The sequence below is a fragment of the Streptomyces sp. WAC00040 genome, assembly GCF_056835925.1.
The window spans coordinates 579,213-595,955 of record NZ_JAKQZE010000001.1 but is presented as its reverse complement, the minus strand read 5'-3'; the positions used below and the strand labels follow the sequence as shown (position 1 = coordinate 595,955).

Annotated in this window: 13 protein-coding genes and 1 pseudogene; 8 read left to right on the top strand and 6 right to left on the bottom strand. The window is 71.5% G+C overall.

What is annotated here, in order from left to right; genetic code table 11:
* Window positions 1-146 precede the first annotated feature (146 nt).
* From MDN94_RS02690 to MDN94_RS02680, 3 genes and pseudogenes are all read left to right on the top strand, one after another.
* Window positions 147-335 (top strand): annotated as a pseudogene (locus MDN94_RS02690) (sodium:solute symporter); the annotation flags it as partial.
* Between the two features lie 63 nt (window positions 336-398).
* Complete coding sequence (gene speB, locus MDN94_RS02685; protein WP_482724382.1) at window positions 399-1,370, top strand: agmatinase; 972 nt, start codon at window positions 399-401, stop codon at window positions 1,368-1,370.
* Entirely contained in the window at window positions 1,367-3,049 is a 1,683-nt protein-coding gene (locus MDN94_RS02680; protein ID WP_482724381.1) for a thiamine pyrophosphate-binding protein, read from the top strand. Before speB ends, MDN94_RS02680 begins: the two co-directional genes overlap by 4 nt.
* A gap of 150 nt (window positions 3,050-3,199) precedes the next feature.
* Here the strand turns inward: MDN94_RS02680 and MDN94_RS02675 are convergent, their stop codons facing one another.
* Together MDN94_RS02675 and MDN94_RS02670 are read right to left on the bottom strand one after the other, a co-directional pair.
* Window positions 3,200-3,850, bottom strand: a complete 651-nt coding sequence (locus tag MDN94_RS02675) for a response regulator (RefSeq protein ID WP_482724380.1) — start codon at window positions 3,848-3,850, stop codon at window positions 3,200-3,202.
* Window positions 3,851-3,854: 4 nt separating this feature from the next.
* Window positions 3,855-5,042: a sensor histidine kinase gene (locus tag MDN94_RS02670; protein ID WP_482724379.1), complete on the bottom strand. Its 1,188-nt coding sequence runs from the start codon at window positions 5,040-5,042 to the stop codon at window positions 3,855-3,857.
* A gap of 108 nt (window positions 5,043-5,150) precedes the next feature.
* Between MDN94_RS02670 and MDN94_RS02665 the strand changes: the two genes are divergently transcribed.
* Both MDN94_RS02665 and MDN94_RS02660 read left to right on the top strand, forming a co-directional pair.
* The gene (locus MDN94_RS02665) at window positions 5,151-6,086 is read left to right on the top strand and encodes an ATP-binding cassette domain-containing protein (RefSeq protein ID WP_482724378.1); all 936 of its coding nucleotides are present in this window, start codon (window positions 5,151-5,153) and stop codon (window positions 6,084-6,086) included.
* A gap of 2 nt (window positions 6,087-6,088) precedes the next feature.
* Entirely contained in the window at window positions 6,089-6,835 is a 747-nt protein-coding gene (locus MDN94_RS02660) for an ABC transporter permease (protein WP_482724377.1), read from the top strand.
* 210 nt (window positions 6,836-7,045) lie between these two features.
* Here MDN94_RS02660 and MDN94_RS02655 read toward each other — a convergent pair whose 3' ends face one another.
* From MDN94_RS02655 to MDN94_RS02645, 3 genes are all read right to left on the bottom strand, one after another.
* Window positions 7,046-7,459: a YybH family protein gene (locus MDN94_RS02655; protein WP_482724376.1), complete on the bottom strand. Its 414-nt coding sequence runs from the start codon at window positions 7,457-7,459 to the stop codon at window positions 7,046-7,048.
* 133 nt (window positions 7,460-7,592) lie between these two features.
* Complete coding sequence (locus tag MDN94_RS02650) at window positions 7,593-8,006, bottom strand: DUF4259 domain-containing protein (RefSeq protein WP_482724375.1); 414 nt, start codon at window positions 8,004-8,006, stop codon at window positions 7,593-7,595.
* Between the two features lie 241 nt (window positions 8,007-8,247).
* Window positions 8,248-8,607, bottom strand: a complete 360-nt coding sequence (locus tag MDN94_RS02645) for a hypothetical protein (RefSeq protein WP_482724374.1) — start codon at window positions 8,605-8,607, stop codon at window positions 8,248-8,250.
* 255 nt (window positions 8,608-8,862) lie between these two features.
* Between MDN94_RS02645 and MDN94_RS02640 the strand changes: the two genes are divergently transcribed.
* The 3 genes from MDN94_RS02640 to MDN94_RS02630 all read left to right on the top strand — a co-directional run bounded on the left by MDN94_RS02640 (window position 8,863) and on the right by MDN94_RS02630 (window position 14,833).
* Window positions 8,863-12,672 carry an ABC transporter ATP-binding protein gene (locus MDN94_RS02640; protein ID WP_482724373.1) on the top strand — a complete coding sequence of 1,270 codons (3,810 nt, stop codon included), beginning with the start codon at window positions 8,863-8,865 and terminating at the stop codon, window positions 12,670-12,672.
* Window positions 12,673-12,941: 269 nt separating this feature from the next.
* Window positions 12,942-13,298: a hypothetical protein gene (locus MDN94_RS02635; RefSeq protein ID WP_482724372.1), complete on the top strand. Its 357-nt coding sequence runs from the start codon at window positions 12,942-12,944 to the stop codon at window positions 13,296-13,298.
* 101 nt (window positions 13,299-13,399) lie between these two features.
* Window positions 13,400-14,833, top strand: coding sequence for a S28 family serine protease (locus MDN94_RS02630; protein WP_482724371.1), 1,434 nt, complete (start codon window positions 13,400-13,402; stop codon window positions 14,831-14,833).
* A gap of 76 nt (window positions 14,834-14,909) precedes the next feature.
* On the opposite strand, the gene MDN94_RS02625 is transcribed toward MDN94_RS02630, so the two are convergent.
* Entirely contained in the window at window positions 14,910-16,736 is a 1,827-nt protein-coding gene (locus tag MDN94_RS02625; RefSeq protein WP_482724370.1) for a glycoside hydrolase family 3 protein, read from the bottom strand.
* Window positions 16,737-16,743 lie beyond the last annotated feature (7 nt).

The window sequence follows — 16,743 nt, the reverse complement described above, 5'->3', positions numbered from 1 at the left end:
ACGTACACTTCAGCGTCGCTTTCCGGCCACCTACTGTCATGCCATCCAGCGGCAGCGGGTACGGGCGGATGTCCCCGCGATCGGCCCTGGCGCTTTCCCCGCACGACACGCCACTGAGGTGAGCAGAGGAGGGCCTGTGGCCGTCGATCCTGGCCGACCAGCCCGTCTACTACGGCCTGCTCGCCTCCCTCGCCGCGTACGTGGCCGTCGGCCTGGCCACCCGGCCCACCGACCCGGCCGTGCTCGCCGCCTGGCGTGAGCGGCCGGCCGGCCGCGACGGCGACGAGACCGAACCGGAGGCCCCGGCCGCCGAGGCCGCACCGACCCGCAGTTAAAGTCGTACAAACGCCCTCAAACGGCTCGATGCGCAAGTAAGCGCAAGAAGGAAGGCATGTCACATGAGCAGCAACGAGCAGCCGCGCGGCCCCGTCGACTCCTCCCGCATCCCGCGGTACGCCGGACCCGCCACGTTCGCCCGGCTGCCCCGGCTCGACGAGGTCGGCCGTGCCGACGTCGCCGTGGTCGGCGTCCCCTTCGACTCCGGGGTCTCCTACCGTCCCGGTGCGCGCTTCGGCGGCAACGCCATCCGCGAGGCGTCGAGGCTCCTGCGCCCGTACAACCCGGCGCAGGACGCCTCGCCCTTCGCGCTCGCCCAGGTCGCGGACGCGGGTGACATCGCGGCCAACCCGTTCAACATCAACGAGGCCGTCGACACCATCGAGGCCGCCGCCGACGACCTGCTCGCAACCGGCGCCCGGATGATGACGCTCGGCGGCGACCACACCATCGCACTGCCGCTGCTGCGTTCCGTCGCCAAGAAGCACGGGCCGGTCGCCCTGCTCCACTTCGACGCGCACCTCGACACCTGGGACACCTACTTCGGCGCCGAATACACCCACGGCACCCCTTTCCGCCGCGCCGTCGAGGAGGGCATCCTCGACACCGAGGCGCTGTCCCACGTCGGTATCCGCGGCCCGCTGTACGGCAAGCAGGACCTCACCGACGACGAGAAGATGGGCTTCGGCATCGTCACCTCCGCCGACGTCTACCGCCGGGGCGCCGACGAGGTCGCCGACCAGCTGCGGCAGCGCATCGGGGACCGACCGCTGTACATCTCCATCGACATCGACTGCCTCGACCCGGCGCACGCCCCCGGCACCGGCACCCCCGAGGCCGGCGGCATGACATCCCGCGAACTCCTCGAGATCCTGCGCGGCCTCGCGTCCTGCAATCTCGTCTCCGCCGACGTCGTCGAGGTGGCGCCGGCCTACGACCACGCCGAGATCACCTCCGTCGCCGCGTCGCACACCGCGTACGAGCTGACCACGATCATGTCCCGGCAGATCGCCGACGCCAGGAAGACGCGGTGACCCACGATCACGACCTGGTGCTGCGCCCCACCGCGGCCCAGACAGAGGCGGCCCTGAACCCGCCGGCCGGCCGCAACGGCGGCGACCTCGTCGTCGAGACGCTCTCAGGGCTCGGCGCGACGACGGTCTTCGGCCTGCCCGGTCAGCACGCGCTCGGCATGTTCGACGCGCTGCGCCGCTCGTCCTTGCGGTACGTCGGCCTGCGAGTGGAGAACAACGCGGGCTTCGCCGCCGACGCGTACGGCCGGGTCACCGGCGAAGCGGCGCCGCTGCTGCTGTCGACCGGGCCCGGCGCGCTGATGTCCCTCGCCGCGCTCCAGGAGGCGGCCGCGGCGTCGGCGCCCGTGCTGGCGATCGGCAGCCAGGTGCCCTCCGCCGGGCTCGGCGGCGGCCGCCACGGCTACTTGCACGAACTGCGCGACCAGCAGGCGTCGTTCCGCGACATCGTCAAGTCCGTGCACGTCGTGCGCACGGCCTCCCAGATCCCGTCGGCGATCGCGGCCGCCTGGGAATCGGCGCTGACCGCCCCGCACGGACCCGTGTGGGTCGAGATCCCGCAGGACGTCCTCCTTGGCGGGACCACCCTCCCGGTCGTCACCGCCATGGACGCCACACCCGACGACGTCGTGCCACGGCCCGAGCTCACCGCCGTCGCCGCCGACCTGCTGTCGAACGCCGCCCGGCCGGCGATCATCGCCGGCGGCGGAGTCGTACGCTCCGACGCCTCCGGCAAGCTGCTCGCGCTCGCCGAGAAGCTCGACGCGCCGGTCGTCACCACCTTCGGCGGCAAGGGCGCCTTCCCCTGGGAGCACCCGCTCTCCCTCCAGTCCTGGCTGGAGGACCGCCACACCACCGACTTCCTGGAGTCGGCGGACGTACTGCTCGTCGTCGGCTCCGGCCTCGGCGAACTGTCCTCGAACTACCACACGTTCGCCCCTCGCGGCCGAGTGATCCAGATCGAGGCCGACCTCGGCAAGCTGGAGTCCAACCACCCGGCGCTCGGCATCCATGCGGACGCGCGCCTCGCGCTGTCCGCCCTGCTGGAGACGGTGGCGGAACGCGAGGACCCGTCGGCCGCCGCCTCCGTGCGGGACGTGCTCGCGGCGGTCCGGGCCCGCATCGACGCCCAGGAACTCACCCTTGAGCAGCGGATCCTCGCCTCCGTGCGGGAGGCGCTGCCCGACGACTCGCCCAGCTTCTGGGACATGACGATCCTGGCCTACTGGGCCTGGTCCGCCTTCGACGCCCGCAAGCCCAACACCATGCACTCGGCCCAGGGCGCCGGCGGCCTCGGCTACGGCTTCCCCGCCGCCCTCGGCGCGGCCGCCGCCGATCCCTCCCGGCCCGTCCTCGCCGTCTCCGGCGACGGCGGCGCGATGTACTCCATCGCTGAACTCGCCACCGCCCGGCAGTACGGCCTGCCGGTCACCTGGCTGGTCGTCGACGACGGCGGCTACGGAATCCTGCGCGAGTACATGACGGACGCGTTCGGCGAGGCCACCGCCACCGAGCTGGCCCGCCCGGACTTCGTGGCGCTGGCGGAGTCCTTCGGCGTCCCCGCCGTCCGCACGAGCCCGGAGTCCCTGTCGGAGGACCTGACGAAGGCCTTCGCCCAGCCGGGCCCGTCGGTGGTCGTCCTCCCGGCGCTGCTGCGGATGTTCGCCCCTACGCACCTGTGACGGCAGGGGCTGCGGGCGGGTGACGGCCGCCGCGGCCCGATGCGCCGGGGCCGGGCCGGATCCGTCCGCGGCAACCGTTCTGGCCCCGCCACCCTGGTCCCGCCGTCCTGCTCCCGCCACCTTGGTCTTCGCCGGGCGGTGGGATCGGGGTCAGGCCGGTGCGACGAAGCCCGATTCGTAGGCGGCGATGACCGCCTGCGTCCTGTCCCTCGCACCCAGTTTGGCCAGCACCGCGCTGACATGGGTCTTGACGGTCTCCGTGCCGACGAACAGTTGCGCCGCGATCTCCGAGTTGGACAGCCCGCGCGCCATCAGCCGCAGGACGGCGGCCTCCCGCTCGGTCAACGCGGCCCGTTCCATCGCCGTGCGCGCCGCCGAATTGCCGTACTCGGCAGCCAGTGCGCGTACAGCCGCGGGGAACAGCAGCGACTCTCCCTCGGCGACCAGCCGCACCGCATGCACGATCTCCGCCGGGCGTGCCCGCTTGAGCAGAAAACCGTCGGCACCCGCACGCAGCGCCTCGTACACGTACTCGTCGTTCTCGAAGGTCGTGACCACCAGGATCTTCGGTGGGGAGTCGACCGTGCGCAGCACGGCACGGGTCGCCTCGATGCCGTCCATCAACGGCATCCGCACGTCCATCGCCACCACGTCCGGCCGCAGTTGCCGCACCAGCGGGATCACCGCGGCCCCGTCGGCGGCCTCGCCGGCCACCTCGATGTCCGGCTGGGCCTCCAGCACGGCACGAAGCCCCGCCCGTACAAGAGGTTCGTCGTCGACAAGCAGCACGGTGATCGGCACACGTTCAGCGTATGCCGTCGAGCGGCAGCCCCACCCTGACCCTCCAACTGTCCTCGTGCGGACCGCTCGTGGCCTTTCCGCCGAGCAGCGCCGCACGCTCCCGTATACCGCGCAGTCCACTGCCGCGAGCGGTGGGAGTGACCGGACCGGCCAGCGAGTTGACGACTTCCAGGTCGAGCCGGCCGTCGGCGACGGCGATCCGCACCCGGGTGGGCACCGGGCCCGCGTGCCGCAGCACGTTCGTCAGCGCTTCCTGGACGATGCGGTACCCCTCCCGGGACACCGGCCCCGGTACGAGCGTCAGCGGACCCGTCACCTCGGCGTGCACCTCCGCGCCGGACGCCCGCGCCGACTCCAGCAGCCGGTCGGCGTCGGCGAGGGTGGGGCGGCTGCCGACCGGCTGCCCCGATTCGCGGAGCACTTCCAGCACGCGCTCGAGGTCGTCCAGAGCCGCGCGCCCCGTCTCTTCGATCGCCGCCAGCGCCCGCTCGGTGAACTCGGCGTCCCCCGCGGCCCGTGCAGCGCCCGCCTGCACCACCGCCACGGTCAGCGCGTGCCCGATCGAGTCGTGCAACTCCCGGGCGATGCGGTTCCGCTCCAGCAACTGCTCGGTGCGCTCCTCCAGAGCCGTCAGCCGCTCCGCCGCGGAGGCGCTGAGCAGACGCCGGGCGATCGCCGTGATCAGTTCCCCGAGTCCGACGACCGCGGCGAACAGGACCGCGACCGGCAGCGGCACCAGCAGCGCGTACCACCAGTGAGCCCCGCCGGCCGGCAACGGAAAGGTCGGGTCCGAATCGAGCGGGACACCGCCTGCGAGCAGTGCGAGGTCGGCCGACATGCCGAGCAGATGGACCGTCAGCCCTCCCGTCAGCAGACCGAGACCGAGGCGAATCTCCAGCCACAGAGCCGTCCGCCAGCGGTCGCCCCACGTGTCCGAGGACGTGACGGCGATGCCCGACGAATCGTCCTTGTATCCGTACGGAGACAGCAACAGCCGCGCCTGCAGGCCTTCGACGAGCCGCATCGCCGGGACGAACCCGAGAACACCGAGCGCCAGCACGGGCACGTACAACCGCGTCGTGTCGATGAACAGCCACACGCCCATGACGACGGTGCCGATGAGCAGGTGCAGCCAGCGGGTGTAGGTGACCCGGCGGGTCAGCGGGCGCAGAAAGCGGAGCACGTGGAGCATTCCGTCATCGTGCCAGCGGCACCCGCCGTGACGGCTCCCCCTCACGGGGGAGGCGGTCTCCTCCGGCGGGGGAGGCCGCCGGCCCTGCCCGGCGGCGAGGCTGATGCCATGACCAGCATCGACGTCACACAACTCACGAAGGATTACGGCGACAGGCGCGCCGTGGACGGGCTCACGTTCAGCGTCCGCCCCGGCAAGGTCACCGGCTTCCTCGGTCCGAACGGCGCCGGGAAGTCCACGACCATGCGCCTCGTCCTCGGCCTGGACCGGCCCACCTCGGGGACGGCCACCATCGGCGGCCGCGCGTACGCGGAGATCGACGAGCCGTTGCGCCAGGTGGGAGCCCTGCTCGACGCGCAGGCAGCCGTTGGTTCCCGCACCGGTCGGGACCATCTGCGCATCCTTGCCGCGACGGCGCGGATACCGGCGCGGCGCGTGGACGACGTGCTGGAACAGGCGGGCATCGCGAGCGCCGCGGGCCGCCGCATCAGGACGTACTCACTCGGCATGCGCCAGCGGCTCGGCATAGCGGCGGCCCTGCTCGGTGACCCGGCGGTGCTGATGCTCGACGAGCCGTCGAACGGGCTGGATCCCGAGGGCATCATCTGGATCAGGGAGCTCGTGCGGGAACTGGCCGGCGAGGGCAGGGCCGTCCTCGTCTCCAGCCATCTGATGAGCGAGACGGCCTCGTTCGCCGACCACCTGGTGGTGCTCGGCAGGGGCAGACTGCTCGCCGACACCGGCATGCGGGAGTTCATCGACGCATGGACCACGCCACGGGTCCGGCTGCGCACCACCGAAGCCGCACGTCTGCGTGCCCTCCTCATGGCCAGGGGCCTCCGCCCGGCCGAGGGTGCGGACGGGCGGTGGACCGTCGAGGGTGCCCGGGTCGAGGACATCGGGCCGCTCGCCGCCCAGGAAGGCATTCCGATTCTCGAACTCGCCGGCGAGGAGCCCTCGCTGGAGCACGCATACCTCGCTCTCACGGCCGACGAGGCCGAGTACACGACCGCCCCGCCCGCCACTGCCGCCCGGGAGGCCTGACCATGCCGTTCGTCGTCCCCGTACTGCACTCCGAGTGGCTGAAGATCCGGTCGGTGCGCTCCCAGTGCGTCACGCTCGCCGCCGTCTTCGCGGCCACAGTCGGCTTCTCCGTCCTGATATGCGCGACACTCGGCGCCGAGGAGGCTGCCGAGGGAGGGTTCGATCCTGTCCGCATCTCGCTCTCCGGCCTCAACTTCGGTCAGATCGCGGCGATCTGCTTCGGCTCGATCGCAGTGGCCGGCGAGTACCGGACCGGAGCCATCCGCGTGTCGCTGGCCGCCGTCCCGCGCCGGGGCGTGTTCTACGCGGCCAAGCTCACGGTCGTGGGCCTGCTGGTGCTCGCCGTCGGTCTGATCACGAGCACGACGTGCTTCGTCCTGGGGCAGGCGGCCCTGGGCGACCGCGGCGTGGGCATAGGCACACCGGGCGCTTTGCGGGCCGTGGTGGGGTGCGGGCTCTACTTGGCTCTGATCACCCTGTTCGCGGCCGGGCTCGCGGCAGCGTTGCGCAGCGCGCCGGCGGTCATGGGCATCCTGATCCCGTTCGTGCTGATGCTGTCGTTCGTGCTGGGGGACGTTTCACAGGGCGGTGGCTGGGTCGACTTCCTCCCGGACCGCGCGGGCCAGCAGATCCTGCTCCAGCACCCGGACGGCCCGCTGAACCCATGGACGGGGACGGGTGTGCTGGTCCTCTGGGTGGCGGCGGCGCTGTGGGTGGGTGGCCGGAGGCTGACACGACGGGACGCCTGAGGGAGGTCACCGCGGCCGCTCTCGCCCCGGCCGCCGCGGCCGCTCTCGCCCAGGTCACCGCGGCCGCTCAGGCCCCCGGCCCGCCGCGGCCGCTCAGGCCCCCGGCCCGCCGCGGCCGATGAGGCCGCCGGACCGCCGTCCTCACATCGCGTCGGAGTGTGGTGGGTGCGTACCGGCCCCGCCACGCCCTGTCGCGGCGGCGGAACGCTCTCACGTGCCGCTGTCGGTGGTCGTGTCCGCGAACGAATGGTGTTCGTGCGCGACCAACCAGCGTCCCTTCTCCTTACGCAGCCCGACCGTCAGCCGCAGGCGGCTCTCCGGGTGTTCCGCCAGCTCCTTGGGCGTTCCGCAGCGCAGCAGCGCGTACGCGAAGGCGGCGTCCCCGCCGGCGGCGACGTCGAGCGACTCGATCTCGAACAAGGCGCCCTGCGCCTGCCACTCGAAGAACGGCGGCCACGTCTCACGGTAGGCGTCGATGCCACGGACACCGTCGTGAGGCGGCGGCACGTCGAACATCACGATGTCGTCCGCGTGATCCGCCAGAACCTCCGGCAGGTCACCCCGGTGAACCGCTTCGGCCCACCGCTCGATCAGGCTCCGGATCTCTGCTTCGTCGTCGGCCATGTCTGTTCCCTCCTTGTGCCTGGTGTACGGACCTGCACCAGGACAGACTCCCGAACAAAGCCCGACTCATCGGCCCTGCGAGACCTGGCGCGCTCCGGAGAGGCCCGGAGCGCGGGCCGCCCGTCAGCCGGTGTCAGGAGGGGCCGGTGCCCGCCAGTACCTCCCGCAGCCCGGCCATGCCCGCCCGCCACGCCGGACCGGCAGCGGTCTCGTCCCAGAGCTCCATCAGCTCCGACGGCTTCCTGAGCGTCCGGTCGAGTGCCTCGACCGCGAGTATCCGCAGGTCGGCGGGCAGCGCGGGGACAGGCTCGTCCGGGCCGTAGGGCGTCGTCACGGCCTCCCCGCCGGGACACTGCGCGGCGACCAGCGCCGCGGCGGCCACCGCTTCGGCCGCCTCGTCGCTGTCCAGGTAGTCGTCGGTCCCGACGACGCGCAGCAGCGCCTCGCGCAAGATGCCGGGGCGCTCGCTCTCGGCCGCGTTGTCCAGCGTCCCGGAGAAGTCCGCGGCGGTGTCGTTGTCGAAGTGCCCGATGTCCCAGGTGCCCATGGTGTCCCCGCGTGCCCTCGTCTGGTTGTGCCGTTGGCCGGTCCTCCGGCCGGTGGTCCGGTCGGCGTCCGCCCGCGGACCTCGTTGATGACGTCTCGGTGCTCTGTGCCCCGTGACGCACCGACATCGTGACAGGGGTCACTGACAGCCGACCTTGGCGCCGCCCGGCAGACACGCATCCTCGAGCCGCGGCGTCATCGCGGACCGGACCACCGGATCACGTGACAGGCGCGGCGACGGCTCACCAATCCCGCCATTCCCCCGCGATGTCATCGCCGTCCACCCCGGTGCGGGCGGCCAGCGCGACGACGTCCACACCGCGCTCGGAGAGGACGGCGTCGATGTACTCGCACAGGTCCTCGCGCTCGATCGTGCAGTACGCGCCGTGCTCGGCGTCGATGCCGTTCAGCGCGAGGGCGACCCGCCGCACCGCCGCGAGTACCACCTCGTCACTCGGGGCCGCACCGAGATCGGCCGCTTCCGCCTCGTAGGCATCGAGGACGGCGTCCGTCGCGGCCAGCAGGCGCGGTGTGTACGGCGTGTCGCTGTCGGCGTACCGCGCTGCTTCTGCTCGCCACGCGGCCGTGGGCCTGATCGTCATGTGCGGACGGTAGCGTCCGCCACCGACAACGGTCGCCGGTGGTCTCAGCCCGGTCGGCCAAGGCGCGCAGCTCGAGCCGCATGTGTTCGACGTCGGTGTCCATGCCGGTGCGCCTTTTACGTCAAGCGCGCTTGAGGTCAAGGCGTGGTCCTAGGACCAGGGACCGGTCTTTGACGCGGACGGGCCGCGGAGGGATGAAATCCGTCGGCCGCCGCGTTGGTGCATTCCGGAAGATCAGGCCCACGATCGGATCCGATGATCAGGTCGAACGGGCCCGCAGCGGTTTCGACGGGGAGGCATCACGTGGCGGCGGCACCAGCAGCGCAAGGGTGGGCACGGCGGTTGTCCGGGTACGCATGGCGGTACCGGCTCAACGTCGTGCTCGCTCTGGGCTCGTCGCTGGGCGGCATGGCCGTCATGGCGCTCGTACCGCTGATCATCAAGGTCGTCATCGACGACGTGATCACCGCGCAGACGCGCTCGCTCAGCACCTGGACCGGGCTGCTGATCGCCGCCGCCCTCGCCGTGTACGTGATGACGTACATCCGGCGCTACTACGGCGGGCGACTGGCACTCGACGTGCAGCACGACCTGCGCACGGACATGTACGGGACGATCACGCGCCTCGACGGGCGGCGGCAGGACGAGTTGTCCACCGGGCAGGTCGTGGGGCGCGCCACCAGCGACCTGCAGTTGATCCAGGGGCTGCTCTTCATGCTCCCGATGACCATCGGGAACTTCGTGCTGTTCGGCATCTCCCTCGTCGTCATGGCGTGGCTGTCCCTGCCTCTGACCCTGATCGCGCTCGCCGTCGCCCCCGCCCTGTGGTTCATCGCCAAGCGCAGCCGTACCCGGCTGCATCCGGCCACCTGGTACGCGCAGAGCCAGGCCGCGGCCGTCGCCGGAGTGGTCGACGGGGCGGTCAGCGGTGTGCGCGTCGTGAAGGGCTTCGGGCAGGAGGAGCAGGAGACGCAGAAGCTCCGCGACGTGAGCAGGAAGCTCTTCGCGGGGCGGATGCGCACCATCCGGCTGAACTCCAAGTACACCCCCGCGCTGCAGTCCGTCCCGGCCCTCGGGCAGGTCGCGATGCTGGCGCTGGGCGGCTGGCTGGCCACGAAGGGCGACATCACGCTCGGTACGTTCGTCGCCTTCTCCGCCTATCTCGCGCAGCTCGTGGGCCCGGTGCGGATGCTGGCCATGGTGCTGACCGTCGCCCAGCAGGCCAGGGCCGGTGTGGAGCGCGTCTTCGATCTGATCGACACGCAGCCGGCCATCAAGGACGGCACGAAGGAGCTGCCGGCCGACGCCCCGGCCACCGTCGAGTTCGACGACGTGAGCTTCGAGTACGCGGAGGGCAAGCCGGTCCTCGACGGGTTCTCGCTGGAGATCGCCGCCGGTGAGACCGTGGCCGTCGTCGGTGCGTCCGGCAGCGGCAAGTCCACCGTCTCGCTGCTGCTTCCCCGCTTCTACGACGCCACCCGCGGCGCCGTGCTGGTCGGCGGCCACGATGTGCGGGAGCTGACGTTCGACTCGCTGCGGGCGGCCATCGGCCTCGTACCGGAAGACAGCTTCCTCTTCTCGGACACCGTCCGGGCCAACATCGCGTACGGGTACCCGGAAGCCACGCAGGAGGAGATCGAGACGGCGGCCCGTGCCGCCCAGGCGGACCGTTTCATCGCCGAGCTCCCCGAGGGATACGACACCAAGGTCGGCGAACACGGCCTCACGCTCTCCGGCGGCCAGCGCCAGCGCATCGCGCTCGCCCGCGCCATCCTCACCGATCCGCGGCTGCTGCTCCTCGACGACGCCACTTCGGCCGTCGACGCCCGGGTCGAGCACGAGATCCACGAAGCGCTCAAGCAGGTCATGGCGGGGCGTACGACGCTGCTGATCGCCCACCGCCGTTCGACCCTGAACCTCGCCGACCGCATCGCCGTGCTCGACGGCGGCCGGCTCGCCGACATCGGCACGCACCAGGAACTGGAGCAGCGCTGTGCGCTGTACCGGCGGCTGCTGACCGACCCGGACGAGCTGGGCGGCGTCTCGCCCGGCCACATCGTCCGGCAGGCCGCCCCCGAACCGGACGAGGACCGCACCGTACGCGACGAGCTCGAAGCCGAGTTCGACGTGGAACGCGGCATCACGCCGCGGCTGTGGGTGCGGGACGAGAACGCGGAGGAGGCGAAGGAGGAGCCGGGCGCGACGCCAGAGCTGCTGGCCCAGGTGGAGGCGCTGCCCCCGGCCACCGACACCCCCGACATCGACGAGGCGCGGGCCACCCGCCCGGAGCCCGCGGGCGCGACCGCCGGCGAGGGCGGCAGGCTGCGGGCCGTACTGCGGGGTTTCGGACTGCCGCTGCTGGTCAGCCTCGGTCTGGTCGCCGTCGACGCCGGCATGGGCCTGCTGCTGCCGATCCTGATCCGGCACGGCATCGACGAAGGCGTCGAGCAGGTGGCGCTCGGCGCCGTGTGGGCGGCCTCGCTGCTCGCACTGGCGACCGTGCTGGTGCAGTGGGCGGCGCAGATCGGCGAGACCCGGATGACGGGCCGCACCGGTGAGCGGGTGCTGTACTCGCTCCGTCTGAAGATCTTCGCGCAGCTCCAGCGGCTCGGTCTCGACTACTACGAGCGTGAGCTGACCGGCCGCATCATGACCCGGATGACGACGGACGTGGACGCGCTGTCCACGTTCCTGCAGACGGGCCTCGTGACCGCGTTCGTCTCGGTCGTCACCTTCTTCGGGATCATGGTCGCCCTCGTAGTCATCGACGTGGAACTCGCGCTGGTCGTCTTCGCGACACTGCCCGTCCTGATCGTCGGCACGTACTTCTTCCGCCAACAGAGCGTCAAGGCGTACGAGCTCGCCCGTGAACGCATCAGCGTCGTCAACGCCGACCTTCAGGAGTCCGTCTCGGGTCTGCGGATCGTGCAGGCGTTCCGCCGCGAGCGCACCGGCCGGGCGAGCTTCGCGGCCCGCAGCGACAGCTACCGCCAGGCCCGGGTACGCGGCCAGTGGCTGATCTCGATCTACTTCCCCTTCGTGCAGCTGCTGTCGTCGGTGGCCACCGCCGCCGTCATGATCGTGGGCGCGGGCCGGATCGAGGCGGGCACCCTGACCACGGGTGCGCTGGTCGCCTACCTGCTCTACATCGATCTGTTCTTCGCGCCCGTGCAGCAGCTCTCGCAGGTCTTCGACGGCTACCAGCAGGCGGCCGTGTCCCTGCGCCGCGTGCAGGAACTGCTGCGTGAGCCGGCCTCGACGCTCACGCCCGCCGAGCCGCACCCGGTGCGGGTACTGCGCGGCGACATCGGCTTCGAGGACGTGTCGTTCGCCTACGGGGACGAGGAGGAGGCCCTCACCGGCGTCGATCTGCGCATCCCCGCCGGGCAGACCGTCGCCTTCGTGGGGGAGACGGGCGCCGGCAAGTCGACGCTGGTCAAGCTCGTGGCCCGGTTCTACGACCCGACGAGCGGCCGGGTCACCGTCGACGGCAAGGACGTGCGCGAGCTGGACCTGACCGCGTACCGGCACCGCCTCGGCGTCGTCCCGCAGGAGGCGTATCTCTTCTCCGGCACCGTCCGTGACGCCATCGCCTACGGCCGCCCCGGCGCGAGTGACGCCGAGGTCGAGGCGGCCGCGCGGGCGGTCGGCGCGCACGACATGATCGCCACGCTCGAGGGCGGCTACCTCCACGAGGTCTCGGAGCGCGGCCGCAACCTCTCCGCGGGGCAGCGCCAGCTGATCGCCCTGGCCCGCGCCGAACTCGTCGACCCGGACGTGCTGTTGCTCGACGAGGCGACGGCCGCGCTGGACCTGGCGACCGAGGCCCAGGTGAACCAGGCGACGGACCGGCTGACCGGCCGGCGTACGACCCTCGTCGTCGCCCACCGGCTCACCACCGCCGCCCGTGCGGACCGCGTGGTCGTGATGGACCGCGGCCGGGTCGCGGAGGACGGCACCCACGACGAACTGCTCGCCCTGGACGGCCGCTACGCCGCCCTGTGGCGCACGTTCGTCGGCGAGGGCACGGAGGACATAGGGGAGGACGAGCCGGCGACGGTCTGACACCGGCGGCTCCGCCGGATGCAGGGGCCCGGCCTGGCCCGTCCGCGAGGCTCCCCGCCCCCGGCCGGTCCGCGGGCTCCGCCCGGCGTAAAGCGGCCACCAGCGCCGCCCGGTTCGGCGGTAGCAGTCCGTAGTGGCTCGTAACGGGCGCAACCGATGCCCGGCCCCGCGCGTCGTACGCAAGTACGGAGCAGTGGCAGTGGGGGGCAAGCGTGTTCGGTGGGGCGTGGATCAGGGGTACGGGGCGGCCGGGCCGCGTCGTAGGGCGGGTGCTCGCCGTGGTCACGGCGATCGCGGCGTTCACCGTCGCCGCCCCGGGCGTCCAGCAGGCCGACGCCGCGGCGCCCTGCCCGGGTCGGCTGGTCAAGACCGTCACCTTCTCGACCGGCGAACTGCGCGTCTACGAACGCGGCGACTACGCCTGCGCCGTCACCCTCGCCAAGCGCCCCGGCTTCCGCCGGCCCATGTCGGTCTCCCTCCAGCCCCGGGGCGGGCACGGGGACACGGACAGCGGGATGTTCACCCGGCAGGCCGGCCCTGTCACCGTGCACGCCCTCAACCGCTGTGTACGCGCCACCGGTTCGGTCTCCGGGACCTACCGTTCCACCAGATGGATTCTGTGCTGATGCGACGGTAAGGCTCAACCGGGTCTGGCGGGGCCTGTGTTGACACCGCTAGGTTCACCGCGACCGCTTGATCTCAAGGGGAGATCTCCAGGGGAGGGTGAATGCGCAAGGCGCTCAGATGGCTGCTGTCGCTCGTGGTGCTCATAGGCACCGTGAGCGCGGCCGGCGTGACGGCGGGTGCGGCCACCGCCGCAGAGCCGGCGACCGGCACGGACATCAAGGACCGGATTCTGTCGGTCCCGGGAATGAGTCTCATCGAGGAGAAGCCGTACCCGGGTTACCGTTTCTTCGTCCTCAACTACACACAGCCGGTCGACCACCGGCACCCGTGGCGCGGCACGTTCAAGCAGCGGATCACCTTGCTGCACAAGGACACCAGCCGCCCCACCGTCTTCTTCACCTCCGGCTACAACGTCTCCACCACACCGCGTCGCAGCGAGCCGACGGCCATCATCGACGGTAACCAGGTCTCCCTGGAGTACCGATACTTCACGCCGTCACGTCCCGCGCCCGCCGACTGGTCCAAGCTGGACATCTGGCAGGCGGCGAGCGATCAGCACCGGGTCTTCAAGGCGCTGAAGAAGATCTACGACAGGAACTGGCTCTCCACGGGCGGCTCCAAGGGCGGCATGACCGCCACCTACTACGAGCGCCACTACCCGAACGACATGGACGGTGTCGTCGCGTACGTCGCGCCCAACGACGTCGTGAACAACGAGGACCGGGCGTACGACCGGTTCCTCGAGAACGTCGGTACGAAGGAGTGCCGCGACAAGCTGAACGCGGTCCAGCGCGAGGCCCTGGTGCGCCGGGAGCCGCTCGAGGCGATGTACGAGAAGTACGCGGTGGACGGCGGCTACACGTTCGACACCGTCGGCAGCCTGGACAAGGCGTACGAGGCCGTGGTCCTCGACTTCGTGTGGGCGTTCTGGCAGTACAGCAACGTCTCCGACTGCGCGGCGATCCCGGCCGCGGCCACCGCGTCCGACCAGGAGATCTTCGACACCGTCGACGCCATCTCCGGTTTCTCCTTCTACGCCGACCAGGTGCTCGCCACCTACACGCCGTACTACTACCAGGCGGGCACCGAGCTGGGTTCGCCCGACATCACGCAGCCCCACCTGAACGGCCTGAGCCGCTACGGCTACCAGCCGCCGCGGAACTTCGTTCCACGTGACATCTCCATGCGCTTCAAGCCGTGGGTGATGAAGGACGTCGACACCTGGGTGCGGCACAACGCCGACCGGATGATGTTCGTCTACGGCGAGAACGACCCGTGGGGCGCCGAGCCGTTCCGGGTCGGCAAGGGCACCCGCGACAGCCACGTCTACACCGCGCCGGGCGCCAACCACGGTGCGAACGTCGCCGGTCTGGTGGCGGACGAGCGGGCGGAGGCCACCGCCGCGATCCTGCGCTGGGCGGGCGTCGCCCCGGCCGCGGTCCAGGAGGACCCGGCGAAGGCCAGGCCGCTCGCCAAGGCCGACGCGAAGCTCGACAAGCGCGACCTGGAGCGTGAGCCGATGCTGCGCCCGTAGCAGGGAGCGTCGCAAGGGGGCCGTGCCCGCAGCCTTCTCCGGCTGCGGGCACGGCCCGTTCTCTTGCGGTCGGCGGCTACCGGTACGACAGCCCGTGCCCGATCGGGAACAGCACCTGTGACGGGTCGTCGGCCCGTTGCACCGGCACCGGAAGACGGCCCTGCGGGTCGGCGTGGCCCGCGATCACCCGTACCGCCGCCCGTAGTTCGACATCGGTCCAGGAGTAGGCCGCCAGGGCGGCCGCGACCCCTTCGAGCCTGGCGATGTCGTACGGATTGCGGACGGCCAGCGCGACCACCGGCACGCCGGTCGCCACCAGCCGGGCCACGAGGGTGCGCTGGGAGCTGGTCGCCGTGACGTTGTACGTGCCGACGACGACCACGTCCTTGCCCTGGGCGGCGGCGACCGCCTCCGTGATCTTCGCGTTGCTGGGGGCGGTGCCGGTCGACAGGGCGGTGGCCGTGAAGCCCAGCTCGCCGAAGGCACGGGCGAGTACGGTCGTCGGCGGCCCCGTCGTGCCGCTCGGCGACGCCGGGTCGGCGCCGACCACCAGGACCTCGTTGTGGCTGCGGCGGCTGAGCGGCAGCAGTCCGTCCGGGTTGGTGAGCAGCGTCGTGGTCCGCTCGGCGATCCGGTCGGCGGTGGCGAGATGCGCCGGGGCGCCCACCGTGCGCCCCACTTCCGGCTGCGGGACGAACGGGTCGCGGAACAGGCCGAGCTTCTCCTTGAGCAGGAAGATCCGCATGATCGATTCGTCGAGCCGGGCCTCCGTGATTTCGCCGTTCCTGACGGCGTCCATGACACCGTTCCAGGCGACCGCGAGGTCCGGCGGGTTGAGCAACTGGTCCACGCCCGCGAGCAGTGCGAGCACCGGCACCCGGTGGTCGCCGTACTTCTCCCGTACGCCCTCCATGTTGAGCGCGTCCGTGACCACCACACCGTCGTAGCACAGCTCCTCGCGGAGAATGCCGGTGAGGATGGGCCGGGACAGCGTCGCCGGGTCGTTGCTGGCGTCCAGCGCCGGGAACTGGATGTGCGCCGTCATGATCGAGTCGATGCCGGCGGCGATGGCGGCCCTGAACGGCGGTGCGTCGATCTCCTCCCACTCCTGGCGGGTGTGGGTGATCACCGGGATGCCGGTGTGGCTGTCGACGGTGGTGTCGCCGTGTCCGGGGAAGTGCTTGGACGTCGCCGCGATGCCCGCGCTCTGGTAGCCCTTGACCTGCGCGGCCACCAGCCGGGCGACCGCGGCCGGATCCGCGCCGAAGGACCGCACGCCGATGACCGGGTTGGCGGGGTTGATGTTCACGTCGGCGACGGGAGCGTAGTTCTGGACGATGCCCATCGCGGCGAGCTCGCTGCCCGCGATCCGGGCCGCCTTGCGGGCGGCGTGCGCGGATCCGCCGGCGCCGAGGGCCATCGCACCCGGCATCAGTGTCGCCGGCTTGCCCACGCGGGTGACGATGCCGTGCTCCTGGTCGGTGGAGATCAGCAGCGGTACGGGGGTCCGCTGCGCGAGCGCGGCCCGCTGGATGCCGTTGGACAGACCGGCGATCTGCTGCGGGTCGCGGGTGTTGTGCGCCCACGCGAAGTAGATGATGCCGCCGACGTGGTACTCGGCTACGAGTTCGGCGGCGTTGCGCACGCCCATCTCTTCGAGGTTGAGGTCGATGTCGGCCTGGTCCGGGTCCGTGGCGGAGTGCCCGTAGACCCGCATCACGAAGAGCTGGCCGACCTTCTCCTCGATGTTCATCCTCGAGATGAGCCGCGTGAGCCGGTCCTTGGTGCCGCGGGAAACGGCTGCCGGCGCCGCGAGAGCGGGTAGCGCGGTGGTGGCGACGGCGCCCGCGGCGACGGCGGTCGCGGTGAGAAGAGTGCGTCTGGAGAGGTTCCGGTCGTGCACTGGTGCT